The 18,295-nt window shown below is 69.6% G+C and carries 6 protein-coding genes; 4 read left to right on the top strand and 2 right to left on the bottom strand.

Annotated elements, in window-relative coordinates:
* Positions 1 to 42: 42 nt before the first annotated feature.
* The gene (gene hsaC / locus L5G28_RS05540) at positions 43 to 960 is read right to left on the bottom strand and encodes an iron-dependent extradiol dioxygenase HsaC (protein ID WP_237000661.1); all 918 of its coding nucleotides are present in this window, start codon (positions 958 to 960) and stop codon (positions 43 to 45) included.
* 48 nt (positions 961 to 1,008) lie between these two features.
* The gene (hsaA, locus tag L5G28_RS05535) at positions 1,009 to 2,193 is read right to left on the bottom strand and encodes a 3-hydroxy-9,10-secoandrosta-1,3,5(10)-triene-9,17-dione monooxygenase oxygenase subunit (RefSeq protein ID WP_236997730.1); all 1,185 of its coding nucleotides are present in this window, start codon (positions 2,191 to 2,193) and stop codon (positions 1,009 to 1,011) included.
* Between the two features lie 142 nt (positions 2,194 to 2,335).
* On the opposite strand from hsaA, the gene L5G28_RS05530 reads away from it, so the two are divergent.
* The 4 genes from L5G28_RS05530 (at position 2,336) to L5G28_RS05515 (ending at position 18,244) form a co-directional block, all read left to right on the top strand.
* Positions 2,336 to 3,499, top strand: a complete 1,164-nt coding sequence (locus tag L5G28_RS05530) for a 3-ketosteroid-9-alpha-monooxygenase, oxygenase component (protein ID WP_237000660.1) — start codon at positions 2,336 to 2,338, stop codon at positions 3,497 to 3,499.
* A complete protein-coding gene (locus L5G28_RS05525) occupies positions 3,499 to 3,876 on the top strand; it encodes a hypothetical protein (RefSeq protein ID WP_372477178.1) in 378 nt (125 codons plus the stop codon). Before L5G28_RS05530 ends, L5G28_RS05525 begins: the two co-directional genes overlap by 1 nt.
* A gap of 434 nt (positions 3,877 to 4,310) precedes the next feature.
* Positions 4,311 to 17,999, top strand: coding sequence for a non-ribosomal peptide synthetase (locus L5G28_RS05520; RefSeq protein WP_237000658.1), 13,689 nt, complete (start codon positions 4,311 to 4,313; stop codon positions 17,997 to 17,999).
* Positions 17,999 to 18,244: an MbtH family protein gene (locus tag L5G28_RS05515; protein ID WP_236997735.1), complete on the top strand. Its 246-nt coding sequence runs from the start codon at positions 17,999 to 18,001 to the stop codon at positions 18,242 to 18,244. The genes L5G28_RS05520 and L5G28_RS05515 overlap by 1 nt, the downstream gene beginning before the upstream one ends.
* Positions 18,245 to 18,295 lie beyond the last annotated feature (51 nt).

The raw sequence follows: 18,295 nt of genomic DNA, 5'->3' as shown, positions 1-18,295 counted from the left end.
TCGAACTCGTCAGTGCCGAACGGTGAGCGCGCGACCACCGCCTCAGCCCTTCAATCCGATGGTGAAGTCATGGCCCCACAGGCTGACCGCCGTCGACTCGCGTGCGACCCACTCGTCGTCGTCCACCTGGCGTCCCTCGCAGCCGAACTCGACGTCGAACCCGCCGGGCGTCTTCATGTAGAACGAGAGCATCAGATCGTTGACGTGACGTCCGAGCGTCGCCGACATCGGCACCTTCTTGCGGAGGGCACGGTCGTGCGCGAGTCCGACGTCGTCGGTCTCTTCGACCTCCACCATCAGGTGGACGATGCCGGTGCTGTTCGGGATCGGCAGGAACGCCAGCGAGTGATGGCGCGGATTGCAGCCGAAGAAGCGCAGCCACGCCGACTCCTCGCCCTCGTCCCGGCCGACGACCTGCGGTGGCAGCCGCATCGAGTCGCGCAACCGGAAGCCGAGGACGTCGCGGTAGAACGCGAGAGCCTTCGCGTCGTCCGTGGTGGTCAGCACGACGTGGCCGAGTCCTTGCTCCCCCGTGACGAACGTGTGGCCGTAGGGGCTGACCACTCGGCGATGCTGCAGGGCGACGCCGTGGAACGCTTCGAGCACGTTGCCGTCGGGATCAGCGAAGACGATCAGTTCGGCGACGGCCCGGTCGACGAGCTCGTCCGCCGTACCTTCCCGGTAGTCGATGCCCGCCGCGGTGAGGCGGTCCCGAACATCCTGCAATCCGGCGGCTGTCGCACACTCCCAGCCCGAGCACGCGAGGTGGTCGCGGTCGGACGGGACGATCACCAAGCGCGCCGGAAAATCGTCCATCCGCAGGTAGAGGGCACCGGGAATGGTCCCTTTACCTTCCACCATGCCGAGGATCTTCAGTCCGTACTCACGCCACGCATCCATGTCGGTTGCGTCGATCCGCATGTAGCCCAGCGACCGGATGGGGCCCTGCTCGTCAGTCATTCTCATTCCTCAAAAGTTGGAGCGGCCGATCCCGTGAACCCGGAATCCTTAGACCATCGTGTCGCCGATGGGGAGCCCGAACTCCCCGTTGCCGTACGCGACGTAGGCCCGCTCGGGGTCGTTCGCCGCGTGGACGCGCCCGGCGTGGGCGTCACGCCAGAACCGCTGGATCGGCGTGCCGTTCTCCAGAGCGTGGGCTCCGGAGTTCTCGAAGAGCAGGTCGATGGCGTCGATCGCGCGACCGGTGGCGCGGACCTGGTCGCGTCGTGCGGCCAGACGCAGTTCCATCGGCACCTCTTCACCCGCGAGGATCAGGTCGTACTCGGCCTGCAGATTCCCCGACAGCTGACGCCAGGCGGCGTCGATGTCGCTGCTCGCCTCGGCGATCCGAACCTTGGCGAACGGATCGTCCTTCGCCTTCTCGCCTGCGTACGCGGCGCGGACTCGCTTGCCCTGATGTTCGACGTGGGCGGTGTAGGCGCCGTAGGCCATGCCGACGATGGGCGTCGAGATGGTCGACGGGTGGATGGTGCCCCACGGCATCTTGTAGACCGGTGCGGTGTTGCGCTCGAGGCCTTCGGCGGTGCCCATGCTCATCGCGCGGAAGCTCAGCATGCGGTGCGTGGGCACGAACGCGTCCTTGACCTCGATGGTGTTCGAACCCGTGCCGCGCAGACCGACGACGTTCCACACGTCCTTGATGTTGTAGTCACTGCGCGGGATCAGGTAGCTGACGAAGTCGACCGGCTTGCCGTTCTTCATGACCGGTCCGCCGACGACCACCCATTCGGCGATCTCACAACCCGACGACCAGGCCCACGAGCCGTTCACCTTGTAGCCGCCGTCGACGACCTCACCCACTCCCATCGGCGCGTACGACGAAGAGATGCGGACGGTCGGGTCGTCGCCCCACACGTCCTCCTGCGCCTGCTGCGGGAAGAGCGCCAGATGCCAGTTGTGGATGCCGACGATGCCTGCGACCCATCCGGTGGATCCGCAGGCGGTCGCGATCCGTCGAACCGCTTCGTAGTACGTGACCGGATCGGTCTCGTAGCCGCCCCACTGCGACGGCTGCATCAACTTGAAGAAGCCGGTGTCGGCCAGCATCTCGGCGACCTCGTCGGTGACACGACGTGCGTCTTCGGTCGACTGGGCCCGCTGTGCGAGCTCAGGCAGCAGCGCGTCGATCTTGTTCAGAACCCCCTGTGCGGCTTCGCTCCGCTGTGCTCCCATGGGCCTCTCCTAATCAGTGTTCGTGACGATCCTTCTAGACCAATATTAGAACACGTTCTCATTCTGACTGGAACCTGTTCTACTATTGATTCATACGAGCAGCACGACAGCCCGATCAACAACAGACATCGAGGAGCAACAGATGACTGACGTCGACATCCGCGAAATCGACACCGGAACCCCGCCGACCCGCTTCGCGCGTGGATGGCACTGCATCGGCCTCACCACCGACTACACCGACGGCAAGCCGCACTCCCTGGAGATCTTCGGCACCAAGCTTGTCGTGTGGGCCGATTCCGAAGGCAACGTGAAGGCCCTCGACGCCTACTGCAGGCACATGGGCGCCGACCTGTCGCAGGGCAAGGTCCGCGGCGACAACGTGGCCTGCCCGTTCCACGGCTGGCAGTGGAACGGCAAGGGACGATGCGCAGGCGTCCCGTACGCCAAACGCCACCCGAAGCTCGCCAAGACCCGCACCTGGCCGACGATGATCCGCAATGGGCAGGTGTTCATCTACAACGATCCGGAAGGCAACCCGCCGCCCGAGGACGTGATCATTCCGGAACTCGCCGAGTACGGCGGCGAAGGCTGGACCGACTGGACGTGGAACCGCCTCGTGATCAGCGGGTCCAACTGCCGGGAGATCATCGACAACGTCGTCGACATGGCGCACTTCTTCTACGTGCATTACGCCCTGCCCGACTACTTCAAGAACGTCTTCGAGGGCGAGACCGCCGCGCAGTACATGAACAGCCGCGGTCGCCCGGACATCAGCCTGACGTCGGCGTACGGCGACAGCCGACTCGAGTCGATTGCCGCCTATTACGGCCCGTCGTACATGCTGAACCCGATGGTGCAGTACTACGGCGAGTACGCGGTCGAGACCATCCTCACCAACTGCCACTACCCGATCGACTCGAACTCGTTCGTCCTGATGTTCGGTGTCATGGCGAAGATCCCCGAAGGCCTGTCGCCCGAGCAGGGCGCACGGATGGCGTCGAAGATCAGTTCTGGCGTGGAGGTCGGCTTCCTGCAGGACGTCGAGATCTGGAAGCACAAGACACGCATCGACAATCCCCTCCTCGTGGAGGAGGACGGCCCTGTCTACCAGCTGCGTCGCTGGTACGAGCAGTTCTACGTCGACGTCGACGATGTCACCGACGAGATGAGCGGACGCTTCGAGTACGAGATCGACACGGAGAAGGCCCTCGAGAACTGGGGCATCGAGATCGAGGAGAACCTGCGGGTGCAGGCCGAGGAGAAGGCCGCCGAGGAGGCTTCCGAAGACTCCGGCGCGTCGGTCTGATGACCGTGGATGCTTCTAGGGCGAGCGGCTGGGCCAAAGCGCCCGACTACTCGGCCGACCCGGAGCGTCTGTCGACGATCGCGGCCGCCACCGCCCGCGATCGTCGACACTATCTGGCGGGCGGTCTCACCGAGATCGAGTGTCGGACCTGCCACGCCTGCGTGATGGTCAAGAAGACGAGTCCGCATCACACGAGCGTCCAGTGGACCGACGACGCACTCGAGCGCTGCGACGAGATCTCGAAGATCCGCGCCGAAGGCGGCAATCCGGCGATGCTCCCGACCTGCCCACGTATGTCGGCAACCATCGACCACGGCGTCGCCGAGGGCATCGTCCCTCGCCAGTCGCCCGACGCCGACCCAGAAGGGTACTGGTGAGCGTGCGAGCGTGAGCGTGCGACGGCGGAGCTGAGGCTTCCGATACCGTCGACGCGCAGACCGCTGATCTGCGATCCCTCACCGAGAATCACGCCTTTCGACCGCATCGTGTCCCGATTCGGCGTCATGTTTCTTCGCCCATCCGGCGCCCGGCCCGGTCGCGTTCGCCGACCCGGGCCATCTGCGCGGCTCAGCTGAGTCGTCGCAACCTCAACGGCTGTATCGCAGCCTCACCTCCCCAAATGCACCATCAATGCGTCGTAGCAGCCTCCGCCCAGGCTGCTACGACGCATTGATGCTGTGACGAGGTAGGTGAGGCTGCGGCGCTTTCTCCGAGGCCGCAGTTCCAGAGTCGTTTCATCGATTTCAGATTCGACCCATCCGCGGCGGGTCCCCAGCCGAAGACCCTATGACAGCTGCCGAAGGAGGAACGCGTGAGCACAGACAATCTGATCCATTCCGTCCAGACCCGGGCGCAACTGCCGCTGACGGCCGCCCAGCGCGGCATCTACTACGCCCAGCAGATCGACCCGCACGTGCCGATGTCGGTCGCCGCGTACGTCGAATTCCACGGCGACGTCGACGCGGACCGCTTGGACCGCGCGGTCCGCGACGCCGTCGTCGAGACCGAGTCCGGTCTCCTGCGCCTCGTATGGAATGGGGAGGACGAACCGACCGCGTTCGTCGACGACCACCGAGACGTCACGCTCGGGCGACGAGACTTCTCCCGGCACGCCGACCCACTCCGGGCGGCGCAGCAGTGGATGGACGAGCACCGCTCGCACGTCCCGGACCTGTTCACCGACCCCCTCCTGGAGACCTACCTGCTGACGCTCGGGCCCGAGCACAGCATCTGGTACTGCTGGGGCCACCACCTGGCCTTCGACGGCTACGCCGCGATGTACATGATGCTGCGCGTCGCCCAGCGATACACGGCGGCCGACGGCAGTCCGCTCCCCGACGCCGACATCGCGTCGATGGCCGACGTTGCCGACCTCGACGCCAACTACCGCGGATCGGCGCAGTTCACCGCCGACCGCGACTTCTGGTCGGATCGACTCGGGCACGGCATGGACGCGTTGCCGAACACGTCGTTCTCGACCCGCAGCGACGAGGCAGCCCCCCTGGCGACCGTCGTGTCCACGGCCCTCGACGACGCCGTCGTCGAGAAGATCCGGTCGCGCGCAGCCGAGTTAGGTGTCCGGCCGGCGTCGGTGATCGCCGCGGCCCTCACCGTGTACCTCGCCCGGTTCAACAACACCGCGGACGCCATGCTGAGCCTTCCCGTCGCCGCGCGCGACACCGCGGCGCTGCGCACGTCGGCCGGTCTCACCTCCAACGTGGTGCCCGTCCTCGCCTGCGTCGACGACGCCGACCGTCCGCGCCTGGTGGACGAACTGATCCGCGAGGTGAACGGCGACATCAAGAACGCGGTCCGCCACCAGCACTTCCGGCACGAGGACATCACGTCCGACGTCCTCAGCGCCGCAGCCGGCCGCCGCGGGTTCTTCGGTCCGATGCTCAACGTGATGCTGTTCTTCAAGCACATCGATTTCGGGCCCCTCACCGGCGCACTGCACATCATGTCGACCGGTCCCGTCGAGGACGCGTCGGTGAACGTGTACGACTCGATCTCCGGCGGGATGCACCTCGACCTCGAAGCGAACCCGAACGTCTACGACGACGCCGAAGTCGATGCCCACCACCACAGGCTCGTCGACTTCGTCGCGCGCTTCGTCGCCGCCGACCCGCAGCTGCCCGTCACCGGCATCCCGGTGACGACCTCCGACGAGATCGCGATCGCCGACCGCTGCGCCGTCGGCCCGACCGCCGACTACGGCGACCTCACGGTGACCGACCTGCTCGCCGACGCGTATCGCAGCTTCGCCGACCGGCCCGCGCTCATCGATCCGGACGGCGACCGCCTCACCTACGACGACGTCCGCCGTCGAGTGACCACCGCGGCCGCGGGCCTGCGGGCTCGGGGCATCGGGCCCGAAGACGTCGTCGGCGTGATGCTTCCCCGCAGCATCGACCAGCACATCGCCCTGCACGCGATCCTCGCGGCCGGCGCCGTCTTCGTTCCGCTGGCCCCCGACGAGCCCGGGTCACGACGCGACCACATCCTCGACATCGCCTCGCCCGCGCTCGTGATCGTCGGCCACGACCACGACCACGGCCACGACCGGCCGATCTCCGCCTCGACGGCGCGTCTGGACGATCTCGCCACGAACGACGACGGCGACTCCGTCGTCGACTCCGCCACCGTGCGCGTGGCCCCCGACAACGGGGCCTACCTGCTGTTCACGTCGGGCTCGACCGGAACCCCGAAGGGCGTGCTGATCACCCACCGCGCCCTGGTGAACCGGTTGAAGTGGATGCAGGACCAGTACGCGCTGACCCCCGCGGACCGGGTGCTGCAGAAGACGCCCGCAAGCTTCGACGTGTCGGTGTGGGAGTACTTCTGGCCGCTGTCGGTCGGCGCCGCAGCCGTCGTCGCTGCGCCCGACGGCCATCGCGACCCGTGGTATCTGCGGCGGGTGGTCGAGCTGGCTGAGGTGAGCGCCCTGCACTTCGTGCCGTCCATGCTCGCCGTGTTCACCGAGACCCTGGCCGCCGACCCGGAGACCATCACCCGGACTCGAACCGCGCTCGCCTCGGTACGCGCAGTCTTCACCAGCGGCGAAGCCCTGACCCCCGGGGTCGTGGGCGCGACCGCCGCCCTCACCGCGGCGCCGATCCACAACCTGTACGGCCCAACCGAGGCCACCATCGACGTGACCCACCACGACGCCTGCGACCCGACCGATCCGACGGTCCCCATCGGCAGGCCCGTGCACAACACCACCGCGTACGTGCTCGACCGGCGTCTCGACCCGTCGCCGACCGGCGCGATCGGCGAGCTGTACCTCGGGGGCGTCCAGCTCGCACGCGGCTACCTCGGGCGCCCCGACCTGACCGCCGACCGGTTCGTCGCCGACCCGCACGGCGGCGGTCGGCTCTACCGCACCGGCGACCTCGTCCGTCGCCGCCCCGACGGCGAACTCGACTACGTGGGCCGCAGCGACACGCAGATCAAGATCCGCGGCCAGCGGGTGGAGCTCGGGGAGATCGAGAACGCGCTCGCCGCCCTGCCCGGTGTCCGCACGGCGGGCGCCGTCGCCCGCGACGACCTCCGGTCCGAGCGGATCGTCATCGGATACGTCAGCGGCGACGGACTCGACGAGCGAGACCTGCGCGATGAACTGTCGGCACACGTCCCCGCGCACATGATCCCCACCGCCGTCGTCGTATGCGACGCCCTGCCGACCACCGCGAACGGGAAACTCGACCGGCGTGCACTGCCCGATCCCGACCTGGGCGGCCACGGTCGCACCGCCGCAGCCGATGCGCCAGCCACCGACCTGGAACGACTCGTGCACCGCACCGTGTGCGCGGTACTCGGCGTCACCGAGACCTCCATGTCGGCGGGCTTCTTCGAACTCGGTGGCAACTCGCTGGCCGCGACTCGCATCGCCGCGCGATTGTCGACCGCGACGGGCCGACGTCTCGGAATCCGCACCGTGCTCGATCCCGCCGACGTCGCCGGGATCGTCGACGCCGTCCGCGCTCACGGCGTACCCGACGAACTCCCGGACACGGCGGGCACATCGAGGCACGTGACGATCGACGGTCCGGTCCCCCTCTCGCCCGCACAGCACCGGCTCTGGTTGGCCTCGCGTCTGGACCCCGAGTCGGCCGCCGGCTACAACATGCCGTTCACCGTCCGGTTCATCGGCGACCTCGACGCCGACGCGCTGGTCGCCGCGTGCAACGACGTCGTCGACCGGCATGAACCGCTGCGCACCACCGTCACCGATGTCGACGGCGTCGCCTGCCAGGACATCCGGCCCGCCGACGGCCGGCTCCTCGACGTGGAACGTCGGGACACCGTCTCGGCCGACAGTCTCAAAGCGTTCGCTGCCGAACCGTTCGATCTCGGTGTGGATCTCCCGATTCGAGCTCGTCTGATCGCTCACGGCGACCGCGACCACACGCTCGCCGTCGTGGTCCACCACCTCGCCGCGGACGGCTGGTCGTTCGGGCCGCTGGCCGACGACCTCGCCGACGCCTACCGTGCCCGCCGATCGGGCGCCGAGCCGGCATGGCCCGCTCTGCCGGTCACCTACCGGCAGGCAGCGGCGGACCGGCTGGCCTGGCTCGACGATCCGACGTCGAGCGCAGGCGCCCAGATCGAGCACTGGACGCAGACGTTGGCCGACGCACCCATCGGCACCGAACTGCCGTACGACCGGCCGCCGTCACGCGCCGCCGGACGCTCGGGCGCTTCGGTCCGCACACCGATCGACGCGGACACCCGCGCGCGGATCCTCGCACTGGCCGACGACCACGGCACCACACCGTTCATGGTGGTGCACGCCGCCGTCGCCGCACTGCTGCGCACCGTGTCCGGGACCGACGACATCCTCGTCGGGACGCCGGTCTCCGGACGCGGCGACGACGACCTCGATCCGCTGATCGGCATGTTCGTCAACACTCTCGCGTTGCGCACCCCGGTCGACAAGAACGCGTCGTTCGCCGACCTGCTCGCGGTGGTGCGCGACCGCGATCTCGCGGCGTTCGACAACGCCGACGTGCCGTTCGACCGCCTGGTGACCGAACTGAACCCGGCCCGCAGCAGCAGCGGTCAGCCCTACTTCGACGTGTCCGTCACGCTCGAGGACGCCGCGCAGGTGTCCCTCGACATCACTGGGCTCGCGGCCACCGCCACCAGGATCGACACCGCCACCAGCAAGTTCGATCTCGAGTTCACCGTCACCGACCGGTCGGGCGACGGCGGTGCAATGGAACTGAACCTCGGGTACGCCGACGAACTCTTCGATCACGCGACCGCAGCCGGGCTCGCGTCACGATATGTCCGGCTCCTGCAGACGGTGACCGCTGCCCCCGGCACGTCCGTCGGCGACGCGTGCACTCTCGACCCGGCCGACCGCCTCGACCTCGTGCCCGCGATGGGCGGCGGGTCCCGCCCGGTGGAGCATCTCACGCAGCTGCTGCACACCGCCGCGTCGGCGGAACCGTACCGTCCGGCGATCGTCGACGAGGCGAACCGCCACCGGCTCACCTATCGCGAGTTGGACGAGGCGTCTGATCGCCTCGCCCGCACTCTCATCGACGAGGGCGCCGGACCGGAACGCTATGTCGCAGTGTCGCTGCCGCGCGGCGCGAACTGGATGGTCGCACTGTGGGCCGTCACCAAGTCGGGCGCGGCGTGGGTGCCGGTCGACCCCGCCTACCCGCGGACCCGCACCGACTTCATGCTCGCGGACTCCGGTGCGGAGATCGTCGTCACCGACGCGGCGTCCGCGCCTCGGCTGTCGACGACCGACCACCGCGTGGTCCTGGTTGGCTCCGACGACGTTCGCGCGAACGGACGCGACGAGGACCGCTCGCCGGTCACCGACGCCGACCGCATCGCCCCGATCCACGTGGACCAGCCCGCCTACCTGATCTACACGTCGGGCACCACCGGCCGTCCCAAGGGCGTGGTCGTCAGCCATCGCGGCCTGGCCGACTTCGCCGCCGAACAGGTGTCCCGCCTGGCACTGGCCCGGACGAGCCGCACCCTGCACCTCGCGTCCCCGAGCTTCGACGCCTCGGTCCTCGAAGTGATCATGGCGGTCGGCTCGGCGGCGTGCATGCACATCGCCCCGGCGCACATCGTCGGCGGCAGCGAACTGTCCGACCTGATGGCCGACGCCGCGATCACCCACGCCTTCCTCACCCCGTCGCTCCTGTCGACCATGTCCCCGGACGACCTGCCCGCACTCGACACCCTGGTGATCGGCGGCGAACACCCCAACGCGGAATCTGTCCGCCTCTGGTCGGACGGCCGTCGCTTGATCAACGCGTACGGCCCCACCGAGGTCACCGTGGTCGCGACCATGTCGCCCAGCATCGAACCCACCGACTCGGTCACCATCGGCAGGCCCATCCGCGGCGTGTCGGCCCTCGTCCTCGACGAGCGGCTCCGGCCCGTGGCGCCCGGCGTGGTCGGCGAGCTGTACCTGTGCGGCTCGCATCTCGCCCGCGGCTACCACGGTGTGCGACCGCTGACGTCCAAACGCTTCGTGGCGAATCCGTTCGGCGAGCCCGGCGACCGCATGTACCGCACGGGCGACCTGGTTCGGTGGAGCGCCGCCCACGCTCTCGACTTCCGCGGCCGCGTCGACCACCAGACCAAGGTGCGCGGCCACCGGATCGAACTCGGCGAGATCGACGCCGCGCTCGTCGCGGACGCTGCGATCCGAAGCGCCGTCACCGTCGTGTCCGGTACCGACGACGCCGCGCACCTCGTCGCGTACGCCACTGCTCCGGCCGGTTCCTCGCTCGACGAGTCCGCCATCCGCGGCGTCCGCGATCGGCTGGCCGACCGGCTGCCGCGGCATATGCTGCCGTCCACGATCATCGCGCTCGACGAGATCCCGGTGACCCCGGCAGGCAAGATCGACACCCGCGCGCTCCCCGCTCCCGGGAGCACCGGACAGGCGCATCGGCACCGCCCGCTGCAGGGCCATGCCGAGCACACGGTGGCCGACGCGATCGCTCGGGTCATCGGCATCAGCGCCGATCGGCTCGGCCGCGAAGACGACTTCTTCGAGCTCGGCGGCAACTCGTTGCTGGCCACCCAGTTGGCGACCGCACTCGAGCAGCACACCCGTACCCGCGTCCCGGTCCGCGCACTGTTCGACAATTCGACCGTGGCGGCGATCAGCAGGCTGATCGGCGACGCGGACACCGACGCTCGGCCCGACGACGAGCAGGTCCGTTCTCCGCTCGTCCACGACGAGTCGGACGCCCCGGTCGCGCCCGGCCCGGCGCAGCAGCAACTGTGGTTCCTCAACCAGCTCGCAGGCCCGGACGGCGGCGCCGCGTACAACATCGCGTTCGCGCTCGACCTGGACGGCGACCTCGACGTGCGGGCACTCGAAGGCGCGGTGCGCCACACGATCGCCCGGCACGAGCCGCTCCGCACCCGGTATCCGGCACACGACGGCCGCCCGACGCTGGACGTCATGCCAGACGCGGACATCACGCTGTCTCCCGCCCCCGTCACGGACGACGAGTGGGAGCACCACGCCCGCGCGCTCGCGACACAACCGTTCGACCTGACCGTCGACCGACCGCTGCGTGCCGTCCTGCATCGTCTTCCCAGCGGCGGCGGCGAGCCCACTCGACACCGGCTCACCCTGGTCGTCCACCACATCGCCGCGGACGGTGCGTCGATGGCTCCGTTCGCAGGCGACATCGCCACGGCGTACGCCGACCTGCACGCCGACCGCGCGCCGCAACAGAGCCCGACGTCGTTCACCTACCGCGACTACCTGCGGTGGCAGGCCGCAGAACTCGCGGCCGAGTCCGGAGCGGGGACGACGCGGCTGGACGACCTCACGTCCTGGTGGCGCGAGAACCTCGACGGCATCAACCACACGGCCGTGCTGGCGTCCGACGTCGACCAACCGACCGCGACCGGCCGGGCGGGCGTCGTCGACGTCGAGTTCCCCGACGGCCTCCGATCCTCGGCGATCGGTGCCGTCGCGGGTGCCACCGAGTTCATGACGGTGCACGCCGTCCTCGCTACCCTGCTGCACCGGATGTCGGCCGATCCGTCCGCACACGTCGAGACCGGCGTCAGCGACCTCGTCATCGGCACCCCTGTCGCCGGTCGACCCGATCCGGGGCTGGCCGATCTCGTCGGAATGTTCGTCAACTCGGTCCCGCTGCGCACCCGAGTCGACTCCGCCGTCCCGTTCACCGACCTGCTCGCCGCCGTCCGGGACGCCGATCTCGACGCGATCTCGCACTCGGACATGCCGTTCGAGAAGCTGGTGGCCGCGCTCGCACCGCCACGCACCGGACGACATCCGCTGTTCGGTGTCGCACTCACCGTCGACGCCCCGTCCGACGACGTCGCGGTCCGGTTGGCCGACATGACTGCCACGGCCCGCGAGATCGGCACCGGCGGAGCCCGCTTCGACCTCGAGTTGCGGATCCGCGACGGTGTCGCCCGCTTCACCTACGATGTCGGGCTCTACAGCCGGCAGCGGATCACCGACCTCGCTCAACGGTTCGCCGCTCTCGCTCAGCAGATCGCGGACCACCCGGAACGCCGGATCGGCGACTTCGACGTGGCCCGGCCCGGCGACGGCCCCGCCGACCCGCATGCGACGGCCCCTGAGCCCCGCCACCTCGCGGACCTCCTCGATCGGGCAGTGCGGACGTGGCCGGACGACCTCGCGCTCGACGACGGTGTCCGACGACTCACCTACCGTGAAGCCGGCCGGATCACCGATCGGTGGGCGCGCACCCTGTCCGCGTACGGCGTCTGTTCCGACGACGTCGTCGCCGCGGCGATCGGCCGGTCGGCGGACTCGGTGCTGGCCGTATGGGCGATCACGAAGGCAGGCGCCGCCGTCCTACCCGTGGATCCGCGGCACCCGGTCGACCGCGTCCGCCACATGCTGACCGATTCCGGATCAGTCCTCGGCGTCACCACGCCGGAGGTTCTCGCGACGGCGCCCGACGACCTGCCGTGGCTGACCGTCGACGAGTTGACCGCCGATCTGCCCGGTGCACGAGGACGACTGCGGGACCGCCCGACACGCCGAATCGACGGATGCGCGTACGTGATCTACACCTCCGGCACCACCGGAGCCCCGAAGGGCACGTCGGTCACCCACCGCGGCCTCGCCGCGTTCGCGGCGACCCAGACGCGTCGCTACGGCGTCGACGGCGACAGCCGGACCCTCCACTTCGCGTCGCCCGGCTTCGACGCCTCGATGCTGGAACTGCTCCTCGCGGTCGATGCGGGCGCCACGATGGTGATCGCACCGCCCTCGATCTACGGCGGTGACGAACTCACCGAGTTCCTCGCCGATCACCGGATCACCCACGCCTTCGTCACCCCCGCAGCACTGGCGGCGGCAGCGCCGCGCGAACTGCCGGACCTGCGCTGCCTCGGTGTGGGAGGCGAGTCGTTCGGCCGCGAGATGGTCGCGCGGTGGGCTCCGGGCCGCACCTTCCTGAACTGCTACGGACCCACGGAGACCACCGTCGTGGCGATGATGTCGTCGCTCTCGCCCGACCGCCCGATCACCATCGGCGAGCCGGTCGACGGCGCCCGCGCGGTCGTCCTCGACGCACGGCTGAGGCCCGTCCCCCCATTCGCGCCCGGCGACCTGTATCTGATGGGTCCGGGGCTGGCGCGCGGATACCTGAACCGTCCGGCGCAGACCTGTGCGGCCTTCGTCAGCGCGATCGACGGTTCGGGCGAGCGCATGTACCGGACCGGCGACCTCGCCTCCACCGACCTGTCCGGGACCCTCACATTCCACGGACGCAACGACCGCCAGGTCAAGGTGCGCGGCTTCCGCATCGAACTCGACGAGATCGATGCGACGCTCGCCCGGCACCCGAACGTCGGAGCCGCGGTCACCCAGGTCGTCGGCTCCGGCGACACCGCGCACCTGGTCAGTTACGTGACCGGACTCGGCGACGCCCGCGTCACCGAGGACGAGCTCATCACCTTCTCCGCGCAGCGGCTTCCCCGCCAGATGGTCCCGTCGACCGTCGTCGAGATCGACACGATTCCGCTGACGGTGAACGGCAAGATCGACCATGCCGCTCTGCCCGCGCCGCGCCGCGCCGAACGCGTCCCGTCACGACGTCCCGCACCGGGAGCCGAGAGCGTGCTCGCCGACCTCGTGGCCGACGCGCTCGGGCTGCCCGCCGGCAGCGTCGGAGCCGACGACGACTTCTTTGCGCTCGGCGGAACGTCGCTGCAAGCGACGACGCTGGTCAGCCGGATCAACGCCGTCCATCGGGGTGAGCCGATCCGGGTCCGCACGATCTTCGACGACCCGAGCATCGCGCACCTGGCACGGCTGCTGGACGTCGGCACGCCGGACACGCGGACGCCCGCCGCCCGACCGCCTGGGGTCGCGACTGACGAAGCCGTGCCGGATCGCCCGACCCGCTTCCCGCTGGCCCCGATGCAGAAGCGGATCTGGTCGTTGCACCGCAGCGATCCGGACAGTGTCGACTACGCGATGCCGTTCGTCCTGCGTCTGCACGGCAGCCTCGACGCGGCGGCTCTCCGCGGCGCCCTGGTCGACGTGGTCACGCGGCACGCCGTGCTCCGCACGACGTACACCGACACCGACATCGGCCCCGTCGGCGTCGTATCCGACGATCCCGAACAGGTGGTCGGCGACATCGAAGTCGACGGTCACAGTTCAGGAACAGCGGGGGCCGGAACAGAGAGGACGGGCGCTGTGGTCACCGCCCTACTCGAACGTCCCTTCGACCTCACCCGAGACGCGCCGCTGCGCGCGGCGCTCACCGGCGACGGCGATTCGCACGCACTGATCATCGTGTTGCATCACATCGCCGCGGACGGCGGGTCCATGCCGATCGTCATCGGCGACCTCCTCGACGCGTATCGCACCCGGACCGGAGCCGCCGACCCGCAGATCGCCCACGCACCGGCGGTCCCCGACTATCGGGACTACGCTTCCGCGCACGACATCGCCCGCGAATCCGACGACCTGCGCTACTGGACGTCGGTCCTGACCGGAGCGCCTGCAGCCACGAGTGTCGACGCCGACCCCGCGGTCGCCGACCGGACCGGCGGCGCCCGCGTCGACCTGCCGATCGACGACGATTTGCGCGACGACGTCACCGCATTCGCTCGCAGCAACGCGACATCGCCGTTCACCGTTCTGCACACCGCCCTCGCGATGCTGCTCAACCGGCTCGGGACCGGCGACGACCTGGTGATCGGCACCCCGGTCGACACTCGTGCAGCGGTGAGCGGCGGCCGCGGCGACCCGGATTTCCGGGCGACCGTCGGCATGTTCGTCAACACCGTCGCGTTGCGCACGGAGATCGATCGGACCGCCAGCGCACAGTCGCTGCTCGAACGCGTCCGATCCCAGGACCTCGATGCTTGGGACCATCTCACCGCACCGTTCGACGACGTCGTCTCCGCGGTCAACCCGCCACGCGTCCCCGGTCGCGGCCCGCTGTTCCAGGTGGCCCTGTCGGTCCACGACTTCACCGACTCGATCGCAGGCGAGCAGATGCCGGTCTCCGCGGACCTGGTCGGCGAGATAGCCGAACTCGACACGCACACCGCGAAGTTCGACCTGCAGTTCACCGTCACCGGCATGAACGCCCAATCGCCTGCGCCGGGTCTGTCGCTGACGTACGCGCGGAACCGGTATAGCCGTGCGGGCGCGGCGGAACTGGGCGTGCGTCTACTGCGTGTCGTCCGCGCTCTCGTCGCCGATCCGCAGCGCTGCGTCGGCGACATCCGGATCACCGACCCCCTCGAAGTCGACCGCCTCGCTCCGGTGTCGGGCCCCGCGGCGACGACCGCGCGAACGTACGCCGACCTGCTCGACGACGCGGTCCGCCGCAACCCCGACGGCGTCGCGGTCAGCGCCGAGGACGCCGACGGCTCCACCGTGGACGTCACCTATCGCGACCTGTCCGAGCGGGCGAACCGTCTCGCCCGTCGTCTGCTCACGCAGGGCGTGGCGCGTCGACCCGAATCAGTCGTCGCCGTCGCCATCCCCCGATCACTCGAGGCGATCGTCACGATCTGGGCGGTGGTGCGCACCGGAGCCGCCTACGTCCCGGTAGACCCGACGTACCCGGCCGAGCGGATCGCGCACATGCTCGACGACTCCGGCGCCGACCTGATCGTCACAACCGCCGCGCACGCGGCCGCCCTGCCCGCCGACGGCGTCCTGCCGCTCGTGCTCGACGACCCGGACATGCGGCGGCGGTTGGCCGTGACTCCGGCCACGCCGATCGACGACGACGAACTGCCCCGACCGATCGACGTCGACCAGCTCGCGTACGTCATCTACACCTCGGGGTCAACGGGCACGCCCAAGGGAGTGCTCGTGCCGCACCGCGGTCTGGCCGCCGTCCACGACGAGCTCGCCGACCGCATGGCGCCCGACACGACGTCGCGAGTCCTGCACTTCGCATCGCCGAGCTTCGACGCCTCCGTGCTCGAGTTCCTGCTCGCGGCGGCCGGCGCGGCCACCCTCGTCGTGGCGCCGACGAGCGTCTACGGCGGAACAGACCTGCAGGACTTCCTCGCGCGCAGCGGGGTCACGCACGCCTTCATCACCCCGGCGGCGGTCGCCACCATGTCGGCGGACGCGGTGCCCTCACTCACCTCGCTCGCCGTCGGCGGCGAAGCCGTCGCACCCGACCTGGTGCGTGCCTGGTCGCCGGGCCGGACGCTGCTCAACGTGTACGGCCCGACAGAGACCACGATCATCACCACCGGCTCGGCACCGCTGTCCCCCGAGGCCCGGGTGACGATCGGAAGCCCGAACAACGGCGTGTCCGCGGTGGTCCTCGACGACCGTCTGCACCCGGTCCCCGCCGGCGTCGCGGGCGAACTCTATCTGCTCGGGCCACAAATCACGCGCGGCTATCACGGGCGCCGAGCGTTGACGTCGACCCGCTATCCAGCGGCTCCGATGGTCCTCGGTCCCGAGTTCGCCGGCCAGCGGATGTACCGGACCGGCGACCTCGTCCGGTGGAGCCGGGAGGACAGGAGCCTGGAGTACATCGGCCGCACCGACGGCCAGGTGCAGGTCCGCGGCTTCCGCGTCGAGCTCGGCGAGATCGACGACGCGTTGACCGCTGTCTCCCGGGTACGCGCCGCCGTCACGATCGCCGACACCACGTCCGGGCTGGCGGTTCTCCACAGCTATGTGACGCCCGAAGCCGACGCGGGGCCCCTCGACACGGCCGCGGTGCGCCGGGCGGTCGCTCGCCGACTGCCACGCCACATGGTGCCGAGCACCGTCACGGCCCTCGAGCATCTCCCGTTGACCGCCGTCGGAAAGGTCGACCGACGTGCACTCACGGCCCCGGCCGCACGGTCGGACGTCGGCGACGCACCCGTCGGGGAGACCGAGCAACGGGTCGCCGACGCGTTCGCCGCCGTCCTCGGCGTCGACCGAGTCGGCCGCGACGACAACTTCTTCGACGTCGGCGGCGACTCACTGCTCGCCACCACGCTCGCCACTCGGCTGAGGGAGGCAGGCTTCGCGCTCACCGTGCCGGATGTGTTCGCCGCACCGACGCCAGTCGAACTGGCGGCCGCCGTCACCGACCTCGACGACGGTGACCGTTCCGCGCCCTCCACATCCGCCCCGTCCACGTCCGCCTCGTCCACGTCCGCCTCGTCCATGTCCGCAGCTGTGTCGCCTGCGCTCGCGCCGCTGTTGACGCTCCGCCGGGGCGACCCGGGCACGACGAAGACCCCGCTGTTCGTCGTGCACCCGGCGATCGGACTCGCGTGGAGCTTCACCACCGTGCTGCCCCACGTCGACGACGGCCGCCCCGTCTACGGTCTACAGAGCCCAGCACTGTCGGGCGCCGACGCCGCCGAGTCGATCGACGAACTCGCCGCCGACTATGTGCGACGGATCCGCGAGGTCGCGCCGCACGGGCCGTACCGGCTCCTCGGGTGGTCGCTCGGCGGGATGATCGCGCACGAGATCGGCGTGGCCCTGCAGCAATCCGGTGAACGAGTGGAGCAGCTGGTGCTGCTCGACTCCTACGTGCTCGCCGAGCACGCGGATCTACCCCGCGAGTCCGTGAGCGACCTGCTCGGTGAGTTCGGCATCGACGCCCCCGCTCTGCCCGACGATTCCGAGACTCCCGATCCCTCCGCGCTGTCGGCGGCGGTCCGGGCGTCCGGCGGGCCGTTGGCGGAGCTGACACCCGACGACCTCGACGCGGTCCGGGCGACGTTCGAAGCCGCCGGCCCACTCGCCCGGCACTGGCGGCCGCGTGTCTTCACCGGCGACGCCGTGTTCGTGACCGCGACCCGCTCCGACACCGGGATCGATCCCCGCGCCGATTGGACCGACCGCGTCACGGGGACCCTCACCGATGTCCGCGCCGACTGCACCCACGCCCGCATGCTGTTGCCCGGCAACGTCGCACAGTTCGGGCACATCGTCGAGAACCGCCGACCGAACCGAGCAGCCGACGCCGGCCGCGCTGCCTCCCGAAAGGAGATCTGATGACCCCCAACCCGTTCGACGACGCCGACGGAACCTTCCTGGTGTTGGTCAACCACGAACGCCAGCACTCGCTGTGGCCCGAATTCGCTCCGGTGCCGCACGGCTGGACGAGAGTGTTCGGTCCCGACGGGCAGACCGAATGCCTCGACTACGTGGAGGCCAACTGGACGGACATGCGCCCGGCGAGCCTCATCGCGTCCATGGACCGAGCCGCGGCCGAGTCGACGCCGCGAAACGACCACTGAGAGGAAGTCCGTGGGACGCCACAGTGTATTTACCAGCGACGGGGTATCCAC

It is taken from the genome of Gordonia liuliyuniae (assembly GCF_021739025.1).
Classification (GTDB): Bacteria; Actinomycetota; Actinomycetes; order Mycobacteriales; family Mycobacteriaceae; genus Gordonia; species Gordonia liuliyuniae.
Note: the sequence above shows the minus strand (reverse complement) of the source record. Positions and strands in the feature narration are given on the sequence as shown.

What these genes read in the sequence shown, in the direction of transcription:
- L5G28_RS05530 (WP_237000660.1), top strand. Translation starts at nt 2,336, where the DNA reads ATGACTGACGTCGACATCCGCGAAATCGACACCGGAACCCCGCCGACC.
- L5G28_RS05515 (WP_236997735.1), top strand. Translation starts at nt 17,999, where the DNA reads ATGACCCCCAACCCGTTCGACGACGCCGACGGAACCTTCCTGGTGTTG.
- hsaC (WP_237000661.1), bottom strand. Translation starts at nt 960, where the DNA reads ATGACTGACGAGCAGGGCCCCATCCGGTCGCTGGGCTACATGCGGATC.
- hsaA (WP_236997730.1), bottom strand. Translation starts at nt 2,193, where the DNA reads ATGGGAGCACAGCGGAGCGAAGCCGCACAGGGGGTTCTGAACAAGATC.
- L5G28_RS05525 (WP_372477178.1), top strand. Translation starts at nt 3,499, where the DNA reads ATGACCGTGGATGCTTCTAGGGCGAGCGGCTGGGCCAAAGCGCCCGAC.